General features: G+C 46.2%; 19 protein-coding genes and 3 pseudogenes. 18 read left to right on the top strand and 4 right to left on the bottom strand.

What is annotated here, in order from left to right; translation table 11 throughout:
* Positions 1–20: 20 nt before the first annotated feature.
* Positions 21–1,081 (bottom strand): annotated as a pseudogene (locus RE628_RS27735) (LLM class flavin-dependent oxidoreductase).
* A 217-nt stretch (positions 1,082–1,298) separates the two neighbouring features.
* Between RE628_RS27735 and RE628_RS27740 the strand changes: the two are divergent.
* Positions 1,299–2,288 carry a tetratricopeptide repeat protein gene (locus tag RE628_RS27740; protein WP_309156563.1) on the top strand — a complete coding sequence of 330 codons (990 nt, stop codon included), beginning with the start codon at positions 1,299–1,301 and terminating at the stop codon, positions 2,286–2,288.
* Between the two features lie 82 nt (positions 2,289–2,370).
* Here RE628_RS27740 and RE628_RS27745 read toward each other — a convergent pair whose 3' ends face one another.
* Positions 2,371–2,958 (bottom strand): NAD(P)H-dependent oxidoreductase, encoded by a 588-nt coding sequence (locus tag RE628_RS27745; RefSeq protein WP_309156564.1) that lies wholly within the window; start codon positions 2,956–2,958, stop codon positions 2,371–2,373.
* Between the two features lie 109 nt (positions 2,959–3,067).
* Between RE628_RS27745 and RE628_RS27750 the strand changes: the two genes are divergently transcribed.
* A complete protein-coding gene (locus tag RE628_RS27750) occupies positions 3,068–3,520 on the top strand; it encodes a MarR family winged helix-turn-helix transcriptional regulator (protein WP_309159596.1) in 453 nt (150 codons plus the stop codon).
* Positions 3,521–3,600: 80 nt separating this feature from the next.
* Here the strand turns inward: RE628_RS27750 and RE628_RS27755 are convergent, their stop codons facing one another.
* Positions 3,601–6,015 carry a hypothetical protein gene (locus RE628_RS27755; protein ID WP_309156566.1) on the bottom strand — a complete coding sequence of 805 codons (2,415 nt, stop codon included), beginning with the start codon at positions 6,013–6,015 and terminating at the stop codon, positions 3,601–3,603.
* Between the two features lie 795 nt (positions 6,016–6,810).
* Between RE628_RS27755 and RE628_RS27760 the strand changes: the two genes are divergently transcribed.
* The 7 genes and pseudogenes from RE628_RS27760 to RE628_RS27790 all read left to right on the top strand — a co-directional run bounded on the left by RE628_RS27760 (position 6,811) and on the right by RE628_RS27790 (position 15,461).
* Positions 6,811–7,797, top strand: coding sequence for an endonuclease/exonuclease/phosphatase family protein (locus RE628_RS27760; RefSeq protein WP_375143014.1), 987 nt, complete (start codon positions 6,811–6,813; stop codon positions 7,795–7,797).
* 299 nt (positions 7,798–8,096) lie between these two features.
* Positions 8,097–9,875: a sensor histidine kinase gene (locus tag RE628_RS27765; RefSeq protein ID WP_309156567.1), complete on the top strand. Its 1,779-nt coding sequence runs from the start codon at positions 8,097–8,099 to the stop codon at positions 9,873–9,875.
* Entirely contained in the window at positions 9,853–10,632 is a 780-nt protein-coding gene (locus RE628_RS27770) for a response regulator (protein ID WP_309156568.1), read from the top strand. The genes RE628_RS27765 and RE628_RS27770 overlap by 23 nt, the downstream gene beginning before the upstream one ends.
* 124 nt (positions 10,633–10,756) lie before the next feature.
* A pseudogene (locus RE628_RS27775) lies at positions 10,757–12,074 on the top strand (extracellular solute-binding protein).
* A 94-nt stretch (positions 12,075–12,168) separates the two neighbouring features.
* Positions 12,169–13,050 carry a carbohydrate ABC transporter permease gene (locus tag RE628_RS27780; RefSeq protein WP_309156569.1) on the top strand — a complete coding sequence of 294 codons (882 nt, stop codon included), beginning with the start codon at positions 12,169–12,171 and terminating at the stop codon, positions 13,048–13,050.
* Between the two features lie 13 nt (positions 13,051–13,063).
* A complete protein-coding gene (locus tag RE628_RS27785) occupies positions 13,064–13,945 on the top strand; it encodes a carbohydrate ABC transporter permease (RefSeq protein WP_375143015.1) in 882 nt (293 codons plus the stop codon).
* Positions 13,946–14,172: 227 nt separating this feature from the next.
* A pseudogene (locus tag RE628_RS27790) lies at positions 14,173–15,461 on the top strand (MFS transporter).
* Between the two features lie 73 nt (positions 15,462–15,534).
* On the opposite strand, the gene RE628_RS27795 reads toward RE628_RS27790, so the two are convergent.
* Positions 15,535–16,287, bottom strand: a complete 753-nt coding sequence (locus RE628_RS27795; protein ID WP_309156571.1) for an SDR family NAD(P)-dependent oxidoreductase — start codon at positions 16,285–16,287, stop codon at positions 15,535–15,537.
* A 298-nt stretch (positions 16,288–16,585) separates the two neighbouring features.
* Here RE628_RS27795 and RE628_RS27800 point away from each other — a divergent pair, with 298 nt between their 5' ends.
* The 9 genes from RE628_RS27800 (at position 16,586) to RE628_RS27840 (ending at position 26,416) form a co-directional block, all read left to right on the top strand.
* Positions 16,586–17,293, top strand: a complete 708-nt coding sequence (locus RE628_RS27800; RefSeq protein ID WP_309156572.1) for a response regulator transcription factor — start codon at positions 16,586–16,588, stop codon at positions 17,291–17,293.
* Positions 17,294–17,316: 23 nt separating this feature from the next.
* Positions 17,317–18,555, top strand: a complete 1,239-nt coding sequence (locus RE628_RS27805; protein WP_309156573.1) for a sensor histidine kinase — start codon at positions 17,317–17,319, stop codon at positions 18,553–18,555.
* Between the two features lie 551 nt (positions 18,556–19,106).
* Positions 19,107–20,018, top strand: a complete 912-nt coding sequence (locus RE628_RS27810) for a hypothetical protein (protein ID WP_309156574.1) — start codon at positions 19,107–19,109, stop codon at positions 20,016–20,018.
* 2 nt (positions 20,019–20,020) lie between these two features.
* Positions 20,021–20,749 carry a glycosyltransferase family 2 protein gene (locus RE628_RS27815; RefSeq protein WP_309156575.1) on the top strand — a complete coding sequence of 243 codons (729 nt, stop codon included), beginning with the start codon at positions 20,021–20,023 and terminating at the stop codon, positions 20,747–20,749.
* A gap of 19 nt (positions 20,750–20,768) precedes the next feature.
* The gene (locus RE628_RS27820) at positions 20,769–21,125 is read left to right on the top strand and encodes a DUF2304 domain-containing protein (protein WP_309156576.1); all 357 of its coding nucleotides are present in this window, start codon (positions 20,769–20,771) and stop codon (positions 21,123–21,125) included.
* Between the two features lie 29 nt (positions 21,126–21,154).
* Positions 21,155–21,412 (top strand): hypothetical protein, encoded by a 258-nt coding sequence (locus RE628_RS27825; protein WP_309156577.1) that lies wholly within the window; start codon positions 21,155–21,157, stop codon positions 21,410–21,412.
* Positions 21,413–21,423: 11 nt separating this feature from the next.
* Positions 21,424–23,172 (top strand): stalk domain-containing protein, encoded by a 1,749-nt coding sequence (locus RE628_RS27830; protein WP_309156578.1) that lies wholly within the window; start codon positions 21,424–21,426, stop codon positions 23,170–23,172.
* A gap of 395 nt (positions 23,173–23,567) precedes the next feature.
* Positions 23,568–24,449 (top strand): hypothetical protein, encoded by an 882-nt coding sequence (locus RE628_RS27835; protein ID WP_309156579.1) that lies wholly within the window; start codon positions 23,568–23,570, stop codon positions 24,447–24,449.
* Complete coding sequence (locus RE628_RS27840; RefSeq protein ID WP_309156580.1) at positions 24,446–26,416, top strand: ATP-binding response regulator; 1,971 nt, start codon at positions 24,446–24,448, stop codon at positions 26,414–26,416. Before RE628_RS27835 ends, RE628_RS27840 begins: the two co-directional genes overlap by 4 nt.
* Positions 26,417–26,507: the final 91 nt, after the last annotated feature.

The following is a 26,507-nucleotide window of genomic DNA, read 5'->3' on the forward strand; positions in this document are numbered from 1 at the left end:
AAGCAGCACACCACCAGCTCTTATTCCTCCGGCTCGCCGGCTGCTTCCCAACGCGAAATTTCATCTCGCACCCGTGGCGCTACTTCCGTGCCCAGCAGCTCAATTGCGCGCATCACGTCTGCATGCGGCATTGTGCCGAGCGGACAGTGAAGCATGAAGCGTGTGATGCCCACTTTCTTGCGCAGATGAATGATCTTACGAGCTACCGTATCGGGATCACCGACATAAAGTGCCCCCTCCGGACTCCGAGCCGCATCATAGCTAGCCCGAGTATAATGTCCCCAGCCGCGTTCCCTACCGATGACATTCATGCTTGCCTGAGTAGGCAGGAAGAACTTCTCCACCGCATCATCCAGATTGTCGGCGATAAAGCCATGTGAATGCGAAGCCACCGGCAGCTTCGATACGTCGTGGCCCGCTTGGGCTGCCGCCTTCTTATACAGCTGCACCAGCGGCGCAAACTGTACTGGACGTCCTCCGATAATTGCCAGCACTAATGGCAGACCTAGGAGACCAGCACGAACGACAGACTCTGGATTTCCACCGCTACCGATCCATACTGGCAGTGGATCTTGTACCGGACGCGGATACACGCCTAAATTGTGAATCGCCGGGCGATGCTTGCCCTCCCAAGTTATAAATTCAGATTCGCGGAGCTTCAGCAATAGCTCCAGCTTCTCATCGAACAGTTCGTCATAATCATCCAAATCATATCCAAAGAGCGGAAAAGACTCGATGAAAGATCCCGGCCGGCCATAATCTCAGCACGTCCATTGGAAATGCCGTCTAAAGTCGCGAAATCCTGGAACACGCGCACCGGATCATCTGAGGATAACACGGTTACTGCACTAGTTAGCCTAATCCGCTTCGTCTGTGATGCAGCAGCGGCCAACACAAGCGTGGGCGAAGAAGCCGCATAATCCTTGCGATGATGCTCCCCTACTCCATATACATCAAGCCCTACCTGATCGGCGAGCACGATTTCCTCTACAATCTCGCGTAGTCTCTGCGCGTGGCTCATCACCTCGCCGGTATGTACATCTGGCGAAGTCTCTGCAAAAGTACTTATCCCTATTTCCACCTTACAATCCCTCCTATTTATCTGATCTGAATGCAATGTTGTCTATATTGTGACGCTTATACTAAGCTTTTTCAAGCAATTAGGAGAAAAGCATCAAGCCCTCCCGAACTTCATTTCTCACCTAAGAACAGTGTACAATGGAGTGTGTACTTACTTTCAGTCATTAGAGAAAGGAAACATGGCAGCGATGGAATTGCAAACGAAGGAAAAATTGGACATGGACAGACTGCTCCGGCAAGCTAAACGCGGCGAGGCCGAGGCTCAATTTGCTCTAGGTGAGGTATACCGCAATTTTAAAGACTATTGGCGTGCTATTTATTGGTTGAAGAAGGCCGCAAAGCAGGGATGGGCTCAAGCTGGACTAGCCATTGCCGATATTTATCGTACCCAAAACAAGCACAAGAAGGCCGAGAAATGGTACAGTGCTGCGGAACAAATGGGCTTGGACGCTTCCGATCTCAATGATCATGATTATCGCGAGGATGACGTAGAGTCAATGGCATCTGACTCTTCCAGCCTCTCTGAGCTAACCAACGATGGAACAGAATCATTCGAGGATTGTGAGACCGCGGCAGCCGAAGGTGATGTGGAAGCGATGTATCGCCTTGGAACCTATTATGAGGATCAGAACAACACCCAGATGGCCGTCCACTGGTACGATCTGGCCGTTGTAGAAGGACATATCCAGGCCGCATTTAATCTGGCCCTGATCTATTCCAAAGCAGGACAAAAGAAATATGCCCTGGAGCTGTTCAAGCTGGCGGCCGAGGAAGGTCATGATCAGGCCCAGTACCGGCTATCTCTGCTGTTGATTGCGGAAGGACAGAGGAATGAGGCCAAGAAGTGGTGCGAGATGGCGGCAAGACAAGGTCTAATCAACGCACAATTCCAGATGGCTGCCCTGTTGGAAGAAGAACAGCGGTTCGATGAAGCGATTGAATGGTATACGGTTGCCGCCAACAAGGGAGACATTGACTCACAATATAATCTTGCCAACTTACTTGCCCAGAAGGGTGACCTTACGGAAGCGATGAGATGGTTCCAAGCTGCGGCTGAGCAGGGCGACGCCATGGCTCAACATAATTATGCCATCTTATTGCATCAGGCAGGTCGGATTGACGAAGCGTTAACGATGTACAAGGCGGCCGCAAGACAAGGCCTGGAGGTTAGTCAGCAAGTGCTGCAGAGGAAAAAAGAAACCTGGTAGAGGTTATTCTAGGTTGTGGCTAGACGGCTTTGCGATACAGGAGATATCGCATATGCCGTCTTTTTTATAAGCCTGAGTATGGTCAATGGCTCACTGCCTGAAAATATCGCTGTACCCGCTCCAGCTTCTGTTCCTGCCTTCCCTTCGCGCTCTCCATATTTCCAAATTCAAAAAATTTAACGCTACGAATGCCAACATACTGGAGCAAGGCCTTACGCATTAACACCTTATGCGCATTGTTCAACCAGAACAGCGGATAGAGCGCCGGTCCCTTCATTACCGAGATACAGACGGCCGATTTCCCCTTCAATAACCCCTCCGGGAGTAAACCACCCTTGTCCTGATAAGCGAATCCCGAGGCGAACATTCTATCGATATATCCAAGCAGCATCGCCGGAGGACGTCCCCACCAAATTGGATAAATAAAAATAATTTTTTCCGCCCAGATCAATCGTTCTCGATACCCCTCAAGGCTCGGTTCTTTATGCATATCTCTCCGACGCCTCTGTTCATTGAAGACCAGCACAGGGTCGAAGCCTTCCTTATACAAATCAAGCACCTTAACCTCATCTACCTCTGTATTCTCTTGGCAGCCCTGAATTGTTCTCTGCAAAAATGCATGGCTAAGGCTTTGGCGGTTCGGATGTGTATAAATGATCAGCACGTTCATTTCTCTCTCTCCTTTGCTTATCATTTGATAACAATATCATATCCAGTCATAAATTAGTTGTCAAATGATAATTGTTATTTGATAATTAGTTTGTTATCTTGTGAGGGAGGTGATTCTGTTGGACAAAGCTCTCCTGTTCCAAAAATTCGTTAAATTTACGACATTTGTACATCAAATGACCCATGAGATCACGATGGGTGTCAGAGAAGATACAATTACTCCCCTTCAATACAGCATTCTGGAATATATCGCTGTGACTGGGCTTGTAACTCCAAGTCAAATCAGCGATTGCCTGTATATCTCTCTGCCGAATACGAGCCGCGAGATCAAGAAGCTAGCTCAGAAGGGGCTATGTGAAAAATATACAGCTCCTGAGGATCGGCGCATGCAGTACATCCGCCTTACCTATCAAGGAGAGATTATGATTAACAAGGCATTTGCCACCATTGAAGCTCGCTTCTGGGAACGGGCCGGGCATATGACCACAGAGGAGATGGCCGAGATCGAGCAGGCTATCGAATTGCTGGAATCGAAGGTATTCCATAAGGGGAAGCCCCTGTAAGCATTGCGGTTGAAAGACCCTGAATATACACAAAAAAAGAACCCCTATCAGACAAATTGATAGGGGCTCCTGTTCATAAGCTAGAAAATGTATCCAAATCTCAATGGAAGCATGGTCTCGACAGAATTATCGATCAGCTTCTTCTCATTCTTGCCACGGTATTCCCACAGGTCGCCAGATTTCTTGCTGACGCTGTAATCTGTAATATAGAAGAGATGATTGCCTTTATCGTAATTGTAGAAGCTCACATCATCATTAATTTTTACACTTTCGCCTTGCCCATGCTTTGAATATAAGGAGCCCATATGGCGCTTGGTGTTGTAATCGGCAATATAGAGTACCGTGTTATCCTCTGGATAGATGGCCGTATTACCTATTTGGACATCAAAAGCGATCTTCGTCTTCTTCCCATCCGAATAAGTGGCTAACTCACCCTTACCATCCTTCACGTCCTTGTAATACCAGATCACACCGTCCAGAATCCTATATTGGTCGACATTCTCGTCAATCACTTTGCGATTGCCGAGTTTGCCATCTAATGCGTCAGAAACGACCAGTGTACCGGAAGATTTACTTAGATCCCCTTCCATATAGTACAGCTTCTTGCCATCTAAACTGAATTGAAAGCCGTAATAGCCCTCAGCTTCTCCAGTCATCTCTTGCTCCAAACCGCCATTCAGTATGATATACCTGCCCTTGCTCTCCATCTCAGATGAATCGCCCTCGAAGTGATCTCTAGCATCATAGATGCTCTTGATCTCCGAAATTTTAATTTTGCCAACTGGACCTTTATCTGTATTCGCCTTGGAATAGATTACTGATTTATTAGCTACATCCGCGAAGTTGACCCAGCCGATATTATCGACTAGCTCTTTCTCCTTCCCTTCCGAATAGAAGAACAATTGCTTGCTTGTCGTGGAGATTTCTTCTTCCTTCAAGCTACTACGGAGACTATCGCGGTCAAGCTTGTCCATATAGATATCGTAAGCTTCATAATATTTGTCATAATCGACCTCAGTCGATGTATACTCATATCCCCATGCATCATAAGTATATTCATACTCGAAATCACTATAGTGAGGTTCCGTTATCTTCAGGTCGCTATCTGCCAGATCGTCATCAACTAGATCAGCAAGTTTGGTCTTATTCTCGTTCGTACGCGTGAAGTAGAACACTCCGTTGCTATCACTAGATTCGATGGTAGTGAAGTCAGCAATCAGCTTCTGCTTGTCCTTGCCCTCCTCTTTCAGATAGAGCGAGTTATAGTTCAAATCGTCTAGATCACCGTTGTTCTTGACATAATAGATCTTCTTGAAATCATCACTATAGTTAACAACATAGCTGACCTCACTGTCGATCTTCACTCTGTCGCTCTTCCCATCAAGCGATTTGATAAACAAATCGTAGCTATAGGAATCCGAATCCGTCGCTTTCGTGTACATCACCATGGACTCGTCTTTAGAAATAAAATAGTATCCATGCACGTCGTTGTCGACCAGTTTCTCCTCTTTCAAATCGTTGATGTATAGACTGCCGCTGTACTCTTTCTCATCATAATTTTTGAAATAGAGTACACGGTCTCCTGATTCAGTAATTTGAAATGGAGCATATTTATTAGCGCCAATGCTTATATTCGAAGCTACACGTTCCCCTTGATCCACATCTTCCTTCTTGGATTTAGCCATCTTAGCCGGATCATTGTAATACAGATTAGCGGTACCATCATCCCGAACCTTGCCCAGATAGAACATGCGTGAGCCGTTCTTATTGAATTTAATCCAGTGCCCAATCCCCTCACCCAATATGGAAAACTCCGTACTGTCGTCATCCGAGAAATACGACAAGTTGAGATACTCATCCTTGGTGTTATCATCCAGATCGAGCCAGTTCTTTACCGCCTTAACAGGCTCACTCTTGCCAGCAGTCAGCATCAAATCCTTATCCTTAACGTAGATCAAAGCTGAATTGGATTTGGAAGCATTAAGCGATATTATTGTCCAAACAGCGCCGCCAACGAGTAAAAGACCGATCAGAATAGCGCCGATAATAAGCGGAATCTTCAGTTTCGACTTCTTCTTCCCGGAGCCTTCAAGAGCATCGGCGATTTCATTCCAGGCCGGAGTAGCTGCAGGCGTAGAGCCTATCGCGCCGTTCACACTCTGCATGGTCGGTACATTTCCCGCTGGTGGAACCACCGAAGGAATGGCAGCTGGTACTGAATTTGTCATTACGGGCACGGTTGGAGGTACCTCATTTAACGCAGCAGAACTCCCAGCATCATTTGTAGGTGAAGCAGGCGTCGGCGTCTCTACGGGTGCTGCCGGTTGAATAGGCGCTACCTGTTCCGCTGGTGTATCGACAGATGCGGGAATAGTATTCTCTCCTGACGGTATAGACAAGGTGGACACATCATCGGACGGAGCCGGAGTCCCCTCTATCGTTGGCTCAACTGAGGTCGGCACTGCTGCTGCAGGCTGTTCCGGGCTTACAGGCACAGTAGATTCTACCTGAGGTTCGACACCGGTTGATCCCTCTACTGAAGTAGGTTCCTCCTGTGAGAACGGTTGGCCGCATTCTCTACAGAATTTAGCGGACTCCCTTCTAGGAGCACCACAATTTTCACAAAACTTATCCATGCTTTCTATCAATTCCCCTCTTCTTCTTATTGTCCGTTCCCCAGCAGACTTTTGAAAGAACAAACTAGGAGACGACTATCCTGCCTGGGCCTATCTCATTTTTTTGAGCAATTAGCTCAATCTATCAAATGTCATGTCATCAAATCGCTAGCGTTAGAAATTCGTCTCGAGAGGCTTTATTAAGCGGTAATTCTCGATTGGCTCCGACGGGGCATGCCTCATTATTTAGGCAAATTGGGAGGTTCCTTGAGAGGTATACGGCTGTTGAAATAGTTATGTATGTCATATAGAAATTAATTATCGAGACAACAACACAGAGCATTGCCGGCAGCGGCTAAATATATGTATGTAGAAACATTCCATTCGACCTTATGTATGTCTTCAACTTGCTGAGACGAGCGCCCCTGACCCCTGATTTGACAGGTGAGAACCCCCTGAGTACCTTGACATTGTATAGATAGGATAGATTACCCAAACTTTCCAGTCTCCTTTAAGAATATAGTATATATAGATCAACAATCCTGCGCCATAGTTTTACTTAAAATTTCTTTTATCGACATCTTGCGAGATTATTTTCTAAGCCTCATCTCGCCCACAATGCTATATAATCATCATAAATACGAACTGTTCTACCAAGGAGGCGACATTCACTAAATGATCAGGCTGACACTTAAAGGAATCATCTGGATTGTACTCACACTTATCGCTGTATTTGCCATCTTCCTTATCTACATCACTGCCACTGACTATAAACCCGCAGCCGAGGTTAAGCTCACGGTAGATCGCAATCCTGAACTCAGACTCGAGCAAGGCAAGCCTTTCTCTATCACGACGTTCAACATCGGTTATGCCGGACTTGATCAAGGGCAAGATTTCTTCATGGATGGCGGTAGCATGTCCCGTTCCAGCAGCCGCGACCAGACGGAGACCAATCTACAGGCGATCACCCATTTTCTAGAAAATGAGGGCTCCAGCTTCTACTTGCTGCAGGAGGTAGATGTCAATTCCTCAAGAAGCAACCACATCAATGAGGTCAAGCACATCAGCGATACGCTACAGAGCTACGGCAATACTTTCGCTTACAACTACAAAGTACCATGGGTACCCGTCCCCATTACTAAACCAATGGGCGCAGTAAAAAGTGGCTTGTTGACCTTATCCTCCTTCCACAGCATAAGCCAGACCCGCTACGATCTGCCCGGTAAGGAGAGTTGGCCGGTTCAATTATTCGAACTGGACCGCGCCTTTATTGAGAACAGAATTCCAGTAGATCAAGGTAAAGAGCTGATCCTAATTAATCTGCACTTGTCAGCCTTTGATAAAGGCGGCAAAATCCGCAAGCAGCAGCTCGACTTCTTGGAGAAATATATCCAGCGGGAAATAGATAAAGACAACTATCTGATCATCGGTGGTGATTGGAATCATGCCCTTCCTGGCACGGATCCTAGCTTATTCCCGACTAAGCAGGAGTGGCCGGAATGGTTGCAGCCATTTCCAGACAACTTCGGCCCTAGTGATTTCAAATGGGCTGTAGACCCTAGTACACCCAGCGTGCGGACCGTGGACACCGCCTATCAGGAAGGCGTTAATTTCCTAGCCGTCATCGACGGCTTCCTCGTATCCCCAATGTCGAGGTTGTAAGTGTCACTGGACACAATCTAGGCTTCAGCAACAGCGATCACAATCCGGTGACTGGGCAATTTATTCTGAAATAGCAATCGAGCATCATGGAGCTCTGTTCCTTTACAGGACAGGGCTTTATTTCTTCTCAAACAATCTCATATAAGTTGAGCAGAGTAACAGGTGAGTACTACCTGATCACTTTGTGTCCTATAGCAAACTTTTTAAAGGACCCCTTATCATGAAAATGAAAGGGGTTTCTCTTTCAGAACAGGCATGTATATTAAATGAGGAGTACTATCGAAGGGGAGTGTCGCTGTTTGAACAAGCTACATGGATGGAATACACTACGCAACCAGATCTTCATTGGGTTCATGCTCGTGATGATCATCGTACTAACTGCCATTGGAGTGTTCACCTATAATCAAGTCTCCGTCCTGTTGCGTGCCAGCGCTGAACGGCATATTAAGCAGACAGCCGTCCAGACGACTGGCAAACTAGATGCTTTGTTCCAGCAGATCGATTCCTTGATGATGCAGGTCTCTACCAATAGCTTGGTACAGAAGAAGCTCGCGCAGGAAATGGACGACCAGACACTTAGCTTCTCTGAGCGTCAATCGCTTCAGGAGGAAGTGCGCAGCTATGAAGCATATGCAACCGGAATCCGTTCTCTGGAGTTGTATACTTCGGATTACCGCAGATTGCTGCCGCTGGATGATGTTCAGCTCAATGATCGGGTTCCGAAGCCCTGGATTCAGCTAGCCGACAAACAGAAAGGCCGGCTTGTATGGCTCGGATTGGATCCGCTGGATCCGAATACTGTCATTGCGATCCGCAGCGTCAGATTAATAGATCGTTCCTATATGCATGCCGGGTATTTGATGCTGCGCATCGACCGTAATTATTTCGAACTCGCCGGAACCACCGATGAGTCCGGAGAAGATAGCCGTGAAACGATGCTATTATTCGATGGCGCAGGCCATGAGATCATCGCTGATTCTCCACTCAGGCTGAACAAAGATATATTGCTCGATATGAATCATGATTCGGTAACGATCGATGGAGAGACCTTCATTGAAGTAAGGCACCAGTCGGAGCTAAGCGGCTGGACACTGGTCATTCTAACCCCGGCCAGATATACGACCGAAGGCATATCCGTCCTGCAGACAGCGCTCTTCGTCTCTATTGCTGTAGGCGGGTTCCTATTCCTGATCTGCTCCTTTATTTTATCAACGATGATTACTAGGCCAATCCTAAATCTAATCCGGACGATGCGTGGAGCAAGGTTCGGTACCTTGAAGCGTAATCCGGACAAGTCATCGACGATGGAGCTCATGGAGCTGAATCATACGTATAACCAAATGGTAGATTCCATGAATGAGATGATTCAGGTTGTCTATCAGAAGGAGATCATTCAGAGTCGTACCGAACTAAAGGCGCTGCAAGCCCAGATCAACCCGCATTTCCTCTTCAACACCTTGGAAGCCTTCTTCTGGGCGCTAGACGAGAAGGGTGAAGACGAGCTGGCCGACAACGTACTAGCCATGTCGGGATTATTCCGTTACGTCATCAGTCGTTCTGATGATGTTGAATGGGTGACCATCGGGAATGAAGTGGATCATGCAGAGTTATATTTTAAAATTATGGAAATGAGGCTTATCGATCGTCTAGAATGGAGAATTGACATTGAGGATGCTTTCCGTCATATCCCTATTCCGAAGCTGATGATTCAGCCTTTAGTTGAGAATGCGATTATGCACGGTGTTGAGAAAAGTAACGAACCTGGCACGGTGGTCCTATCAATCCAGGCTTCAGACCGAAAGGGCTATACGAGAGTTACGGTATCCGATAGCGGGCCTGGGATGGATGAGAGTAAGCTCAATGAACTGTATAACACCTTGCAAACAGATGAGATGCATCATTCTGGGAAACAAGGAATTGGCTTGATTAACGTTGAGCGCAGACTTCGTCTATACTATGATTCCAAGGCGTCCGGGTTAACGATAGAAAGCCAGCTTGGACAAGGAACCTCAATCATGTTCGAAATTCCTAATGAATTTCAAGGAGGGGAAACACATGAAAACCATTCTTATCGTTGATGATGAACCGAGAACAAGACAAGGGATCAAACGCACTCTGGAGGCCTGGTCTCCCGGTCACTATCATTTCGAGACCTTAGCTAGCGCCCAGGAAGCAATGGACTGGCTGGAGTCGAATGAAGCTGTCCTGCTAATCACGGATATTCGTATGCCTGAGATTACGGGACTTCGGCTGATCGAAGAAATTAACGGTAAACATCCTTCTCTATTCGTCATCGTTATCTCCGGATACTCCGAATTTGAATATGCCAGAACCGCTCTGCAATATGGTGTAATCGATTATTTATTGAAACCGATCGACAAGAATAAATTAACTCATGCCGTTGAGGTAGCACTGGAGAGGAACGACCAGCAACAGAGAATCGAGCGAATGGAGAAAATCGTCGATACCCGGCTAATGGATACGTCAGACGGAAATAATCAATACAGCGAACCCGTACGGGAAGCCATTAACTATATTGAAGCCCATCTGGAGGAACCGATCTCCTTGCGTGAGCTGGCAGAGGTATCGCATATGAATGCCAATTACTTCAGCGTGCTGTTCAAAGAGCATACCGGGCTGACTTTTAGCGATTATCTAACCAGACGCAGAGTTCAGCGGGCGAAGGAACTGATTGTTGGTACAAAATTATCGGTAAATGAAATCTCCGAGCGCGTCGGGTACCAGACCGCAAAATACTTCATCAAGGTCTTCAGGAAGCTTGAAGGCATGAGTCCAGGACAATATAGACAACAAATGAATGAGAGCAACAACTGATAATAGTGGTATTAGTCCTAATCTCAGTTACCTTACAAGTCTTTAACTCTAGAGATACAATTTAATTATTAAAGCGTTTACAGAAAGCGCTTGATAATTTCTTTTAGAAAAGGGGACCTACAGCATGAAGAAGAAGGCATGGTCAGTACTCTTACTCACGATTTGTATGGCAGTCATCGTATCGGCTTGCGGCGGGGCTAAAGGCAATAATACTTCGAAGGGAAATGATACCGCTTCCGGTGGAGAGAAAGTAACCGTTAAGTTAATGCACTTGTGGCCAGAAGGCGTATCCGCCGGTCAGAACAAAATTGTTAACCAAATCATTAAAGAATATCAAGATGAGAACCCGAATGTTACGATCAAGCAGGAAGTACTGGATAACGAACAATATAAAAATAAATTAAAAGTTCTATCCGCTTCCAACGAGCTCCCTGATGTCGGCGTAACCTGGGCAGCAGGCTTCATGCAGCCTTATGTAGAAGGCAATCTGTTCACTCCACTTGATGACTTGTTGAACGGTGAACTGAAGGACAAGTTCATCAGCCGGTACCACTGAGGCTTACGCAGTTAACGGCAAAACATATGCACTCCCGATCGAATTCAACATCGCACCGATCTATTACAATAAAGACCTATTCGAAAAGAACGGTCTCAGCGTTCCTACAACTTATGATGAATTTAAAAATATTGTAAAAACGCTGTCTGATAAGGGTATCGCCCCAATCGCACTTGGCAACAAAGACCGTTGGACAGGCTCCCTCTGGTACATGTACCTGGCAGACCGCATCGCTGGACAGAAGACACTCGCTGACACGATTAGCGGCTCCGCTTCGTTCACCGACCCAGGTCTGGTTCAAGCGGCTCAAGAAGTGCAATGGCTCGTTGACAACAACGCATTTATCAAGGGCTTCAACGGCCAATCCAACGAAGAAGCTAAATCGGAATTCCTGAATGAAAAAGCAGCGATGTACCTAATGGGCTCCTGGGATATTCCAAACTTCACAACGAACGAAGAAATTCCGAAGGAATTCCGTGATAAAGTAGGATTCTTCAAATTCCCGACCGTGGACGGCGGCAAAGGCGATATTAACAGCTGGGTTGGCGGTCCTGGTGTAGGCTTGTTCGTAGCTGAGAACTCCAAAGTTAAAGAAGAAGCTAAAAAATTCGTAGAATATTTCGTAACAAAATGGGGCGAACAGTCCGTTACTGACGCTGGCGTAATTCCAGCAACGAAGGTTGACGCAGAGAACATGGATTTGCCGCAGCTCTACAAAGATCTGTTCAAAGAGATGAACCAAGCAAGTAGCGTCACTCTATTCGCAGACGTTCAAATGCCAGCCAGAGCAGCTGAGGCGCATTTGAATTTGATTCAGGCATTGTTCGGCAAGGCAATAACACCTCAGGAGTTCGCGGCTGAGCACGATAAAGCGCTCGCTAAATAATTTCTAGGATGTATGCTAGGAGGACTTATCCCCGGAAATTGTCCAAAGGATAGGTCCTCTCCTCCAATGATCGAAAGGAATGGAGCTGAACAATATGGATAAAGTACTTTCCAACAAGAAAATGATTGCTCTCTACGTCCTCCCCTCATTATTGCTCATTCTAACTATCGTCTATATTCCGATTATTCTTACCGGATATTACGGTCTAAATGAATGGAATGGCATTGGCAGTATGAAATTTATTGGGCTGGAGAATTACGCTAACTTAATGAAAGACGGGAAGTTTTGGGATAGCGCATGGCATTCTTTGCTCTTGGCCCTATTCTCAGGCCTTAGTCTCGTTATCTATTTGATGATTTCCATGGTATTGGCTGCCCGGATTAAAGGGGCTAACTTGTTCCGTAAAATTTATCTTATTCCTATGCTGTTGTCTTCCGTGGCCATCGCTCAACTATGGCTCAGAATTTACAACCCGTCCAACGGTATATTGAACAGTGTCTTGCAATCCATTGGAGTTGATAATCCTCCCGCTTGGCTGGCAGAGCCATCACTGGTATTGTTGGCTCTATTCATTCCAATCCTGTGGCAGTATGCGGGTTTTTATATTCTGATTTACTACGCAGCACTTAAGAATATTCCGACATCCTTGGATGAAGCTGCTCGCATTGACGGCGCCACTTCCTGGCAGATCGCCTGGAAGATCAAGTTCCCGCTTATTATGGAGACGGTGAAAGTAACGATCGTACTCGCTGTTGTCGGATCGCTGAAATATTTCGATCTCATCTTCGTGATGACAGACGGTGGCCCGAACGGATCTAGTGAGGTTATGGCCTCGTATATGTATCATACCGCGTTCAGAGCTTATGATTTCGGATACGGTAGTGCGACTGCCTTCTTACTTCTTGTCATCTGTCTTGTAGTTACCTGGATCATTCGCTGGTTAACCAGATCGAAAGATACCATTCAATATTCATAAGAGGGAGGCGTAAATGATGACCGGAAACGTAGAACTGCAAACTAGTGTTAACAGCGGGGGATGGCGGTGGCTTGGACGGATCGGCTATACGATCATGTATATTGTTCTGATTATTGTCGCCATTTTTCAGTTATTCCCGCTCGTCTGGCTGATGTTCTTCTCACTCAAGAACAATCAGGAAGTCTTTAACCTCCCTCCGCTCTCTTTGCCGATGCATCCGCGCTGGGAGAACTATTCGAAGGTATGGAATGCAGGGAATATTGATGTATATTTCCTGAATAGCTTATGGATTACCGTCGTAGCCACAGTGTTAACCGTTGTCCTTGGTAGTCTTGTAACCTATGCGATTACTCGTATGAAATGGAAGGGCAGCTCTCTCGTCCTGGGCCTGTTCATGGTAGCCATGATGATTCCTGTCCATTCTACATTGATTCCGCTGTTCAGTTTCTTCAATAAAGTAGGATTGACGGACCATCCTTTATCTTTGGTTCTCTCCTATGTTGCATTTAATATGCCGATTACGATCATGATTCTACTTGGATTCTATTATGCGCTTCCGCGCGAAGTAGAAGAGGCAGCAATCATTGACGGCTGTTCCGTAAACCGGATGTTCTTCCGGATCGTACTGCCGATGACGGGTTCTGTTGTCGCAACGACAGCGATCATTAATATGATCTACAACTGGAATGAATTTATCTTCGTAAATACATTCATCAGTTCAGACTCCTACAAGACACTGACTGTCGGCGTCCAGAACTTCGTCGGACAATACACGACGGACTGGGGCGCAATCGGGGCAACGCTGATGATCAGCATCCTCCCAATCTTGATTATGTTCCTGTTCCTAAGCGACCGGATCGTAGAAGGTATAGCGGCAGGGTCTGTAAAAGGCTAATGAAATGATAAGCATATCGTAAATATCAAACAGGGTAAGCTTCCAATGAAGGAAGCTTGCCCTGTTTAGTTGAACTAATAATTGTATGGTTTGAAGGCAGCCGGGTGAAATGTTCTTCCGATCGCTGTTCATTACTTTAGTTCAACTTTTATAGCAACTCCACGATTATATTAAATTCATTCGAGGAATATAATCTCTATAATTATCAATCCAAGGAGGGGAGCTGCTTGAAGCATAAATGGATCAATTCACCATACACCTTTGCGTTTGGCATGTTTGCTATGATGGTTCCAAGTCAGGCATTCAGTTCTTTCTATAGTTATTTCTATGTGGAGAAGCTGGGGCTCGGAATAGGGCTAGCTACCCTAGCGCGAACGATCTTTCTGATCTGGGATGCGGTGAATAATCCCTTATTCGGATATTGGTCAGATCGCACAAATACTCGTTACGGACGGCGTCGCCCCTGGGTATTTGGCACGATTCCGTTGTTCATGCTATTCTTCATCATGATATACTCCCTCCCGGCGGATTAACTCAGAATACGCTCTTCACCTGGTTCCTAACGGCACTTATTCTGTTCGAAGCTGCGGCCACGGTGCTATGGGTAAATTACGGGGCACTGTTCCCTGAATTGTTCCGTGGTGATCAGCTGCGAGCCAAAGCCTCTGCGATTCAACAGGGCTACCAAGTCGTGGCGCTGCTTATCGCGTCTGCATTGACTCCAATTATATATACCGCACTGAACTTCCCAAGCATGGCTCTGATCTATGCCCTCGTATTTGGAGTATTTATGTTCCTCTGCATGATGTATGTACGGGAACGGCCTGAGACTTCCAAAGAACAACCGCTGAAGCTGGCCAAGGCTTTCAAATTAACGTTAAGCAACAAAAAGTTCTGGATATTCAATATATCCAATTCCTTTGCTCAGACTGTAAATGGGTTGATTAGCTCAATCATCCCCTTTTATGCCAAATATGTCTTGAGAATACCTGAAGCCCAGGTCTCAATCCTGCTTGCCTCCGTATTTGTTTCAGTCATTCCGCTCGTATTCGTATGGTATTGGATCATCCGTAGAATGGATGGGGTCAAGGCTTGGAGATTATCCCTTATCGCATACGCTTTATCGGTTATTCCGCTCTGGTTCAGCACTGATCTTATTAGCGGCATCATTTCCGGTGTCGCTGTTGGCTTCGGATTGGCTGGCTTCCTCGTTACTCCAGCGGTTGTCAGCGGAAGAATCATTGATGAGGACGCAGAGAATACGGGATTACGAAGAGAAGGCATATATACTGCAGTCGCCGGATTTATTACCCGCTCGAGCGGTCTAATCTCAGCACTAGCCTTCTTCATCGTCGGCCTTATCTTTGGTTATGAGAGCGGCGATAACCCCGGGCCAGATCCTGAGCTGACCTTCCGTTACCTGATTAGCGCCGTTCCCCTCTGCCTGCTAATCGTAGCCGTTCTCATCTCCTACTCTACAAAATTCAAATTTAAAGATAATCCATCATCTAAATAAACACGGCTAATGTAAAATAAGAACCAGGTCGTGGCCTGAGGCCCTGTCCGGTCTTATTCATATATTTGATGTATTAGATTATATAAGGTGCAGCTTCCATCGCATCTGCTTTGGCTACAGCCTCTTCCAGACTCATACCCGTAAAGCTCTGTGCCGGGAAATATCTTCCGCTCTTCCGTGTCTCCAGAAACGCACCTACGACGATGCCCGGGATAACACTCTCAACAGAATTAGGTGCCTGCTGACCGCCCAGATCTGTGCGACACCAACCTGGATCATTCAAGCTAATTACGACATCCGTACCCTCTAAGCGAGAAGCCAAGTCTTTTGTGAATTTATCTAGCGCTGCTTTGCTGGCTGCATAGCCTGCTTGCTCCGGCTCGTTCTTAATCCCGCTAGTTGTATTAATAACCCGCCCGAACCCTCGTTCAATCATCTTAGGAATAAGGCGGTTGCAAATCATCACAGGCGAGATGAAGTTAATATGGAAGCTCCCTTCGAAGTCTTCTACCGGGGTCTTCCAATAATCTTTGCGGTAAGCTATCTGAACCGCCGCATTATTGAAGATAATATCCACCTGTGTCCCTATGGCCTCAATCTCGTCGAGCATAGCAACCGTCTCTTCAATGTGGTTCAGCTCGGCCGTAACCGCATAAGCCTCCACACCAAGCGCCTTCACTTCATCGAGAACCTTTGCCGTGTGCTCTAGACTACGGCTTTGCAAGATCAGATTGCAGCCCTGCTTGGCCATGTAAATAGCGGTTTGATAGCCAATGCCTCTGCTTGCTCCGGTAACCAAGGCCCATCTTCCTCTTACATCGATCATAAGCTAGTAACCCTCCTCATCCTCAACAGGAAAACGTTTTCATTTTATGCCGCAACAGTAGTAATTACAGCAAAGCGTAGCAATATAATTGTAACGATTATACATATTGTACCATATAGTATTGCCGTTGTATTCTAGCATTTTGATCCCCAAATGACGATTTTAGCCTCCATTTGGTAATATAGTATTAGCGTTAAAAAAGTTAAGTGATTCTTAAGAAATAAGCTTGAATGAACATGTTATAGTTTTTTTAGAGCATCCTAATACATATATAATACATTTAACCAGGAGGATATCCATGTCTGCTAGAGGAACGATATTACTTGTCGATGATGAGAAAGAAATTATTAAGTTGATGGATATATATCTTAAGAATGAGGGATACAACCTATTAAAAGCATCCGACGGCCAAGAAGCGCTTGAAATTCTAGAACGCCATCCGGTAGATCTGATCGTGCTAGATGTGATGATGCCGCGGATGGACGGGATTGAAGCCTGTATGAAAATCCGCGAAAATAAAAGCATGCCCATTATCATGTTATCCGCAAAGGGCCAGGATATGGACAAAATTGCTGGGCTCAGTATTGGGGCCGATGATTATGTTACGAAGCCATTCAACCCGCTTGAGCTAATGGCTCGAATCAAATCGCAACTACGGCGTTATCATCAATTCAGTGGCCCGAACCAGTCACAACTGGATGAGAACGAGATTGAAATAGACGAGCTTGTCATCAACATTTCAACGCATCAAGTCACTATAGAAGGACAAGAAGTACAATTAACGCCTCGGGAGTTTGCCATTCTGAAGCTGTTGGCTGTGAATCAAGGAATTGTAATCAGCATGGAGAAGATCTATCAAGAGGTATGGAACGAACCGTTCATGGAGTCGAAAAATACCGTCATGGTTCATATTCGCAGAATTCGCGAGAAGATTGAGAAGGATACCCAGAATCCTAAATATATTAAGACCATCTGGGGAATCGGTTATAAGATGGAACGACTCTAAATCTCTAAAGAAGGAGAATCATCATGAATTTAAAATGGGTCAATACGGTGCGGTGGAAGTTCTTAGCGATCGTACTGGCCAGCTTAGGGTTAACGGGAATTCTGTTATATCTCGGGTACCAGCTTGGCGTTTTCCTTATCGCGATCCCTCCGTTCACGAATTACCTAAACTACTTCATCGTTAAGTATGGCTCTACCATGGTTATGAGTATAGTAGGTCCTATCCTATTTATTATTCTGTATTATTTATTAACACGGACAACCATCCGCCGTCTGGAGAATGTCAACAATAGCTTGCAGCAGCTTGCTGCCAGCGACTTTGATCAAGAGCTTCGTACCTCATCGCGCGATGAGATTGGGCGGATTACCCATAGTGTGAATGATCTAGCCCTACAATTACGCACCAATTCAGACAAAATTTCTTCCGGATTAGGGCAGATAGCCAGCGGTCAGTTGGATCATCGCCTTCATCTGGAGGATGATCCATCAAGTGAATGGATGAAGATGGCGGATAGCATCAATAGAATGGCGGAGCAGCTTGACCGCTCGATTCAAGAAGAACGAAATGCCGAGAAGACCAAGAACGATCTGATTACCGGTGTCTCTCATGATCTTCGAACTCCACTAACTTTGATTCTCGGCTTCCTGGGGGTTATTGAGAATGACCGTTATCATGATGAGGTAGAGCTGCGGCATTATGTCAATATTGCCTATGATAAATCGCTAGCTCTGAAGAAGCTGGTTGATGAACTATTCGAATATACCCGTATCAATAACGGTATGCCCCTACATGTAGTGGAACTGGATATGGTCGCTTTCCTTCGTCAGCTGGCGGAAGAATTTGTCCCTAGTCTTCGAAAGGCCAATATGACCTGCCGTATTTCAACGGAACTAAGCTCCCTTATGATTGACGGAGACGGGGATCTGCTTGCTCGTGGATTTGAGAATTTGATATCCAATGCCATCCGATATGGCCGCAAGGGTGAATACGTGGATATTGATATTAGCTGCTCCAAAGATTACGCGATAATCAAAGTGATCAACTACGGGGAGCCGATACCGCAAAGCGACCTGCAATTTATTTTTGAACGTTTCTACAGAGGTGACCAATCCAGATCATCGGGAGGCACTGGCCTCGGACTTGCGATTGTGAAGAGCATTATGGAAGTGCATGGAGGCAGCATTTCTGCCAAGAGCGACCGCTCACAGACGGAGTTTGAAGCAAGGATTCCTTTGCGTTTATCCAAACCCATCACTGACTAAATTCGCTTTACTCGATATGACCGATTTTTATGCTCACGGAGATTCGTGGGTATAGGAGTCGGTTTTTTTGCGCAATTTCCCTGCTCAACATTGTTAAGAAAATTTTAAGGTTTTGGGTAGGAAGTTATTAAGAATTCCTTTATGGGGTAATAAGAACTCTTTTATATGCTTAAATAAGCCGCCAGTCGGACGGGAATATAGAGAGGAGTACACAAACCCCCATGTTTAAAAATATTACTTATACGTTAAAGCGTTCAGCTAACCTGAAGACCTTAATATGTATTCTTATTTTTGCGACAGCTTTATTTGTCCGCATCGATTTTGTAAATTCAGTTGAGCATCATATCCCCATGACAGCTTGAATTATGACATTATGGTCAGACAGCTGCTGGAGAAGGGTGTTTATGCATATAAGAGCGAAGAGCCAAATGCTCAAGTTTCCCCGGATACCCTTTATTCATGGCAGGCGCATACATACTTGCCGATTACAAGAATCATGATCCGTATCCCTTGATTAGATACATTCAGATTGGATTCAGCATGGTGACATTATGGCTCGTCTATTTGACAGGCCGAAAGTTAGGCAGACAATGGGCAGGCATCATTGCGGCAGCGATCATGGCCGTATATCCCCCTTTGTCTGGGCGAACGGGGCCATATTAACCGAGACGATGGCCGCTATGCTATTCATGCTATATGTATATTTACAGCTCAGGGTATTCGAGAAAGAGACGGCTCAATCCGCCCTGCTAGCCGGAGGAGTGCTTGGTTTACTCGTCCTTACCAGACCGGAATTTCTCATACTTATCCTACCTGCGTATGCCTTCTACTGGCTGTGGCGAAAAAGATCCGCTCACGTCGTGAAGCTGGCAGCAATCTCTTGTCTGGGGATCGTCATTGCATTGTCGCCTTGGATTGTACGAAACATGGTTACCATGCACCAATTCGTTATAGCCTCGACGCAGGTTAATCCATTTGCAGCCGGCACTTATCCGAATAAGGACTATGCCGACAAAATGGTCGAGACAAAGGGCAAAACCCAGATGGAAGTCGCCAAGGAACGTTTGAAGGTAGGATTCACCGAGCATACCTGGACCTTCGTTAAATGGTACACCATTGGCAAGGTCCGCTATATTTACGGACGAATGTTCTTTGGAGCTGGGCATGCGCCATTATATCCCGTCATTCCGCTAGGAACGTTGTACCACAGAATGATTCTACTGGGTGGGTTCATATCCACGATTACCATGCTGCGAAGATGGCGGCAGCCTGCCGTTCTGCTCGTCGTCCTGGTGGTAGCCATCAGCATTACAAGATTGGCCTTCGTTCCAGAATTTCGCTATAACTTTACAGCGATGCCGCTGTTCATCATACTCACTAGCCTGCTCGCCACCACGTTCCTGGACTATTTGCTCGGGCGGCGATCAAATAAAGCACAATTACCTGTCGGAGAGGAGTTATGAAAATGAATCAAAAAGTACTTATTATTATTCCCGCCTATAACGAAGCAGAAGGAATCCGGCGGGTGATTGCCGATGTCCGCCACCATATTCCCTATGCCGATATTCTGGTTGTGAATGACGGATCGAATGATCTAACCGGTGATGAAGCCGCCAAAGAGGGTGCGCTCGTCGTCAACCTCAGCTGCAATCTAGGCATTGGAGGTGCCGTTCAGACTGGTTATAAATATGCGCAAAGACATGGATACCACTATGCAGCCCAATTGGATGGGGACGGACAGCATAACCCCCGTGACTTCGACAAGCTGCTAGATGAACTCCTGCGAAGCCGCACGGATATGGTTATTGGCTCCCGTTTCATGGAGAAGCAAGGATTTCAGTCCACCTTCGCTCGCAGAATCGGCATCGATCTGCTGTCAGGGCTGCTGACACTGCTGCTTCGCCGCAAAGTGACAGATCCTACCTCCGGCTACCGTGTCTGTGGGCCACGTGCCATTGCATTATTCGCTCAGGAGTACCCTGCCGATTATCCGGAGGTTGAAGCGCTTGTCCAGCTTGATAACTGCGGTTGTACTTTTCATGAGGTTCCCGTCGTCATGCGCCAGCGGTTAACTGGAAGTTCAAGCATTCGAGCGCTGGGCTCCGTCTACTATATGGTTAAGGTTATTCTGTCCGTGCTAATTACAAGAACTAAAAAGAAAGAAAAGAAGTGGGATCCAAGCTATGAAAATTGATGTTTTTATTCTCAGTTTCATGATCTGTATGATTTTTCTAGGCATCACCATATATTTGATCCGTAACGGAAAGCTACGCGAACAGTATGCGATTCTCTGGATTATTCTTACGGCCGTCATGATGCTGCTGTCGCTATTCCCTTCATTGATTGACTTCATGGCCAAGCAAATCGGCGTATCCTATGCGCCTTCCCTGCTCTATCTGCTCGGTCTGATCAGCGTTCTATTCATCCTGCTTCATTTAACGATAGCCGTATCTTCGCTAAGTGCGCGGTTTATAGTATTAACGCAAAAGATAGGGATGCTGGAGCAAGAGAACCTAGCGCTCCGCCAAGGAAATAAAGAGTTCGCTGCCGATTCAGCAGTTCAGAACTAATCTATCAGCTATGTAAGTAGAGAGGAGAAGTGAGAGACATTAAGAACTTAGGAAAAGTAACTGCAGGACTGGCTGCGCTGTTGATCACAGGCCAATTGGCCACGGCCATCCCTGCCGCAAAAGCAGAGGCTGCTTCTGAAGAGCCATTGCAAGAGAGCAAAGTATCGTTGGAGAAATCAAATTGGAGTCATATCGCTATTTTTATGGGTAGTAGCAAAGTAGAGCAGGACGGCAAGACATATCAAGCCCCCGCCCTGCCATCGTCAAGAATGGAGCCACTTATGTAGGACTTCGCTTCATGGCTGAACGCCTGGGAGCAACCGTAACTATAAACTCCAAGACCAATGAGACGATTATTCAGCTTGAAGGCGTGGAGTTGAAATATAAGAACAACAGTAAGAGCTATGTCCTTAACGGAACATCTTACCCTTTGAAGACTGCTCCTTATACGGACAACAACGTGCTAATGGTCCCTCTAATTCCATTCCTTCAATGCTTGAATATTCCTTATACAGTGGAAAACAAGACCATCACCTTGCAACGTTCCACTAAGCCAGTAGCTTCGTTCAAAGTGCAACCAGAGGAGATTGTCGCCGGTGAGACGACTGTAATCTATGAGCCATATTCATATTCCCCGCTGGGACTGGATATTGTCGATGAACGTTGGGAAGGAAAGGAAGAGGTATTCGATAAACCCGGCTCCTATTCCGTTAGTTACTCCGTGCAGGACTCGGAAGGGGTATGGAGCGATCCTTTTAAAGTAAATTTGGAAGTAGTCAAACCCAACGAACCTCCAGTCGCTAATTTCTCAACCGATAAAGACGAATACCGCATGGGCGAACCGATCATTTATACGGACCTAAGCTCGGATGATGAGGACGCCATAGTCGACAGGATATGGTCAAATAAGGAAGAAGCCTTCTTCACACCGGGCAGCGTTACAATAAACCTTGAGGTGAAGGACCGGCACGGAGCCATAGGTGAATTCAGCAAAACAATCAAAATTTCCAATGAAACGCTGTATACCCATGAAGAGTTCTACAAGCTTTTTACACCGATAGGGAATAAACTCGCTATTGATGGCTACTCCGTGAAAGCGATGGAAGCAATTCCTTATAGCTACCAGACAGAGCCCATAACCTTATTCCGCAGTAGTGGACCCGAATCGATCAATTCAGAAGGCATTCTCTATCAGGATACAATCTCCGGTGACGCCAGATTTCTGCTGCATCATAAGAACCAAATCGGACAGCTAGCCAAACTCTATGTTCTTGCTGAGAATCCAGGCACTTCACCAGTTACCATCACGCTCAAGAATGAAGCCATGGCTGGTCCGACATCCTATGCGGAATGGGCAGGCCGAATGTCGTTAACCCGTTACTTTGAGGGTTTATTGGCCGGGAAGAATGCTCAGAAGATAACCCTACAACCGGGAGAGAAACGAATCATCTGGAATAGTATCAATAAGAATCCGATGAAACCTAATGAGATTATCACCTTCACCGGGGACCTAAGCAGTGATGCGCCTATTCGTTACACCTCTATGCTGGTCTCGGCGAAACGTGACCCGATCGCTGATCTAGAGAAATTACCTTATCTAGACCCTAATGAATCTATTGTCCGTGGAACCTTTGCGGATTCGACACGCGTATTTGTATATAACGATCCTGTCGGTACCCGCTCGGTCAAGCTCTCTCTAACCGACAATAGAGAAGATCCATTTCAACAAGGACTAGATGGGATCAAAGGGACTGAAGCCTTGAATTCCGGTAATTATGGCTTGATTTACAAGCTGAAATTAAATCATGTTGCAGCGAATACACTAATTCTGTTCAATCCGCGTGGCGGACTGTTTGTTGGATCTGCGGTCGTAAATGGCGAAGTAGTCACCTTCGGTCATAGCGGCAAAGAAGATATATCCAGTACCGCCAGTGTACTCTATCGGACAGGCAACCAGGAGGAAAGCGTAGAGATTTGGATCAGCCCTGCAGCAGGTAGCAATCTTCCTTTTGTGCTGCTGTTCGAGCCTTTGCCGCTGAAGAAATAGCAGAGTCGGTACTAGGTCAGTGCCCCGTTCTCATTTCAAATTTTAATAAATAATATGGGCCATCAGATGTTCCGCTCAAGGAATCATCCCCTTTCTTGTCGAATTCTTATTGTTATGATGCGATTAAAACATTCAACCACGAAATATATAGCAATTGTCACCTTGTTTATAAGTATTTTGCTCGGCCTCCGCTGGGTTTGGTCCGAGGTTATCTTTCCCCCAGCGGAGCCCTTGAGCGCTGTCAACGGTATGATTGATCTCCGCGGCAGAGAGTTAAACAATACCTCTACCTTTGCTCTAAATGGGCAATGGGAATTCTATCCGGGGCAGTTGTTATCTCACCAGGATCTGCAGGCGAGCAAACAAACGGCTAACTATGTCCAAGTTCCGGGTAATTGGGGAAGAACATCTCCGAGGGAGTGAATCTATCTTATGGCTACGGAACCTATCGGCTGAGGATTCTGTTCGATCCGCTAGAACAGCCCGTCGCATTCTGGCTGCGGGGCATTCAAGCTTCTTCTGCTGTACAACTAAATGGAGTAGCCGAGAGTTCCATCGGTAAACCGGATGTAGATAAACGGTATTATAAGCCAAGTAATCCTTCCTATACCTCCTCCTATTCAAGACTAGGAACAAGAGAAATCGAGCTGATCATTCAAGTCGCTAATTTTGATAATCCTTACAATGGAGGTATCGTACAATCGATTCGTTTCGGTTCCCAGGCCGCAATCGATTATACACGCTGGTACTCGATTGGATTCCAGTTGGTCACATTTATTACGCTAATGCTTCATGGCCTATACATCTTTATTTTTTATCTGTTCAACCCTAAAGAGAGGACCCTAGCGCTAGTCTTCCTATTAACGATAGCAGTGGCTACAGCGACAATAGCAGGCTATGATAATCTGCTCTTGGTATGGCTTCCGATTAACTATACATGGGCACTCAAAGTGAAGCTGCTCTCCCAGTTGTGGCAGCCCCTGCTTATCCTACTTGTATTCAGAGGGCTCACTTCTTACAAGTTGAACAGTGTCTGGTGGTTGAATATCTATACCACATTGCTTACTCTATATACTGCATCTCTACTAGTCGCACCTGCTACATTCGCCAATAGATCCATTGATCTGGGGATATTCGGATTACTATATATACTGCCATTTCTTAGGTTCGTTTACGCAATAATTCTAATCATTCTCAAAGAACAGAATGACACCGCAGGTTCTTCCTGCTGCTGTCTGCGACAGGTATCATATCGAACATACTCTGGACCTTATTGAACTCCTACAAAGATACGTCTGTCGTCTACTATCCCTTGGACTTGATCGCAGCGATTATCGGTTTCGCAACATACTGGTTCAGAGAGTTCTTCCTCAAATCTGCTGAGAATGCCAAGCTCACTGAGAAGCTGAAGAAGGAAGACAAGCTCAAGGATCAATTTCTTGCCAATACTTCACATGAACTGAGAACGCCGCTACATGGAATTATGAATATTGCTAATACCATCCTGACCAAGGAACAGCAGAAGCTTGACCAGACGAGTCTAAAAAATATGAACCTACTTATCACGATAAGTCGCCGTATGTCATATCTGCTAGACGATCTGCTAAATGTCGCCCGCCTTCAGGAGCATCGTATTACTCTGCAGAAGGAGCCACTAGAAATTCAAGCGATCGTTCCTGGAATATTCGAAATGCTGCGGTACATGGTAGAGGACAAACCTATCCGACTTGATATGCATATTGCCGAATCTTTACCTGCAGTTACAGCTGATGAGAAGAGGCTCGTTCAAATCTTATATAATTTATTGCATAACGCGATCAAGTACACGGAGGAAGGAAACATTTCTGTGTCCGCTGAAGTGAAGGATGGTCGTGTCCTTATTCAAGTCTCCGATACAGGAGTGGGCATAGATAAAGAGACGCAAAGTCGCATATTTCTCCCTTATGAACAAGGGATGTACGGAATAAATGATGGAAGAGGAATCGGACTAGGATTAAGCATCTGCCAACAATTCATTGCTCTGCATGGAGGAACATTGAGTGTCCGTTCGGAGAGTGGCAAGGGTTCGGTATTCAGCTTCGACTTGCCGTTAGCCAGTTCATCAGATACCCCAGAATCGCACAGTTCTCCACATCACCAAGAGACGGCCAATCGGTTCAAGGAGGATTACGCCGAACTGGTTCTGCCAGACACTTCAATTGGTGAATTAACAGAGACCGGGATGAGCCCTGCCCTCCTTGATGGCGCACCCGTGCATATTCTTGCCGTTGATGATGATCCGGTCAACTTGAATGTACTTGCCGGCATTCTCTCCATGGATCCATACTGCATTACGAAGGCTCATTCTGCTCAGGAAGCCCTTAAGTTACTTGGTTCTAGACAATGGGATCTGGTGATTGCCGACGTGATGATGCCGTATATGTCTGGTTATGAGCTGACACAGAGAATTAGGGTGAATTACTCCGTATCCGAGCTTCCAGTCCTGCTGTTGACAGCACGCAGCCAACCAGCCGATATCTATACGGGATTCTTGTCCGGTGCCAATGATTATATGAGCAAGCCCGTGGACGCGATGGAGCTACGATACCGAATCAAGGCGCTGACCACTCTGAAGAGGTCTATCAATGAACGACTGCGCATGGAGGCCGCCTATCTGCAGGCGCAGATTCATCCGCATTTTCTGTTCAATACGCTGAATTCCATTATGGCACTAAGCGAAGTTGACTCAGAGAAAATGATCAAGCTTGGAGATGCCTTTGCATCCTTCTTGCGTATTAGCTTTGACTTCCTTAATACAGGAGAGCTCGTTCCACTATCCCACGAGCTACAACTGGTTGAGGCCTACTTATATATTGAGAAGGAGCGCTTCGGAGACAGATTATCCATTGTGTGGGAGGCCCGGGAGGATATTCACCTGATGCTACCTCCCCTGTCCATACAGCCACTCGTCGAGAATGCCGTCAGACACGGCCTGCTAAGACGCTTAAAGGGCGGTACCGTACGAATTAGCATTGTACAACAGAAGAGCGATACACTCATCGAAGTCTGCGATGACGGTAATGGCATGGATCAGGACATAATCGACCAACTGCTTAATCCGATTATGAAAGGTAAGAGCGGAATTGGAGTAACGAACACTCATCGGCGGCTGATCCAATTGTACGGCCAGGGTTTGTCCATTAGCAGCAAGCCCGGTGAAGGCACGACGGTATCCTTTATCGTACCGGATCATCGAAATCGCTAGAACAGTCAATAGAAGGCTTATATATAAAAAAGCACAGAGCATAGCTAATCCCAACATGCTTGCTCTGTGCTTTTTCGTTTCCCCTAAAACG

The sequence above is a fragment of the Paenibacillus sp. D2_2 genome, assembly GCF_031199965.1.
Taxonomy (GTDB): Bacteria; Bacillota; Bacilli; order Paenibacillales; family Paenibacillaceae; genus Fontibacillus.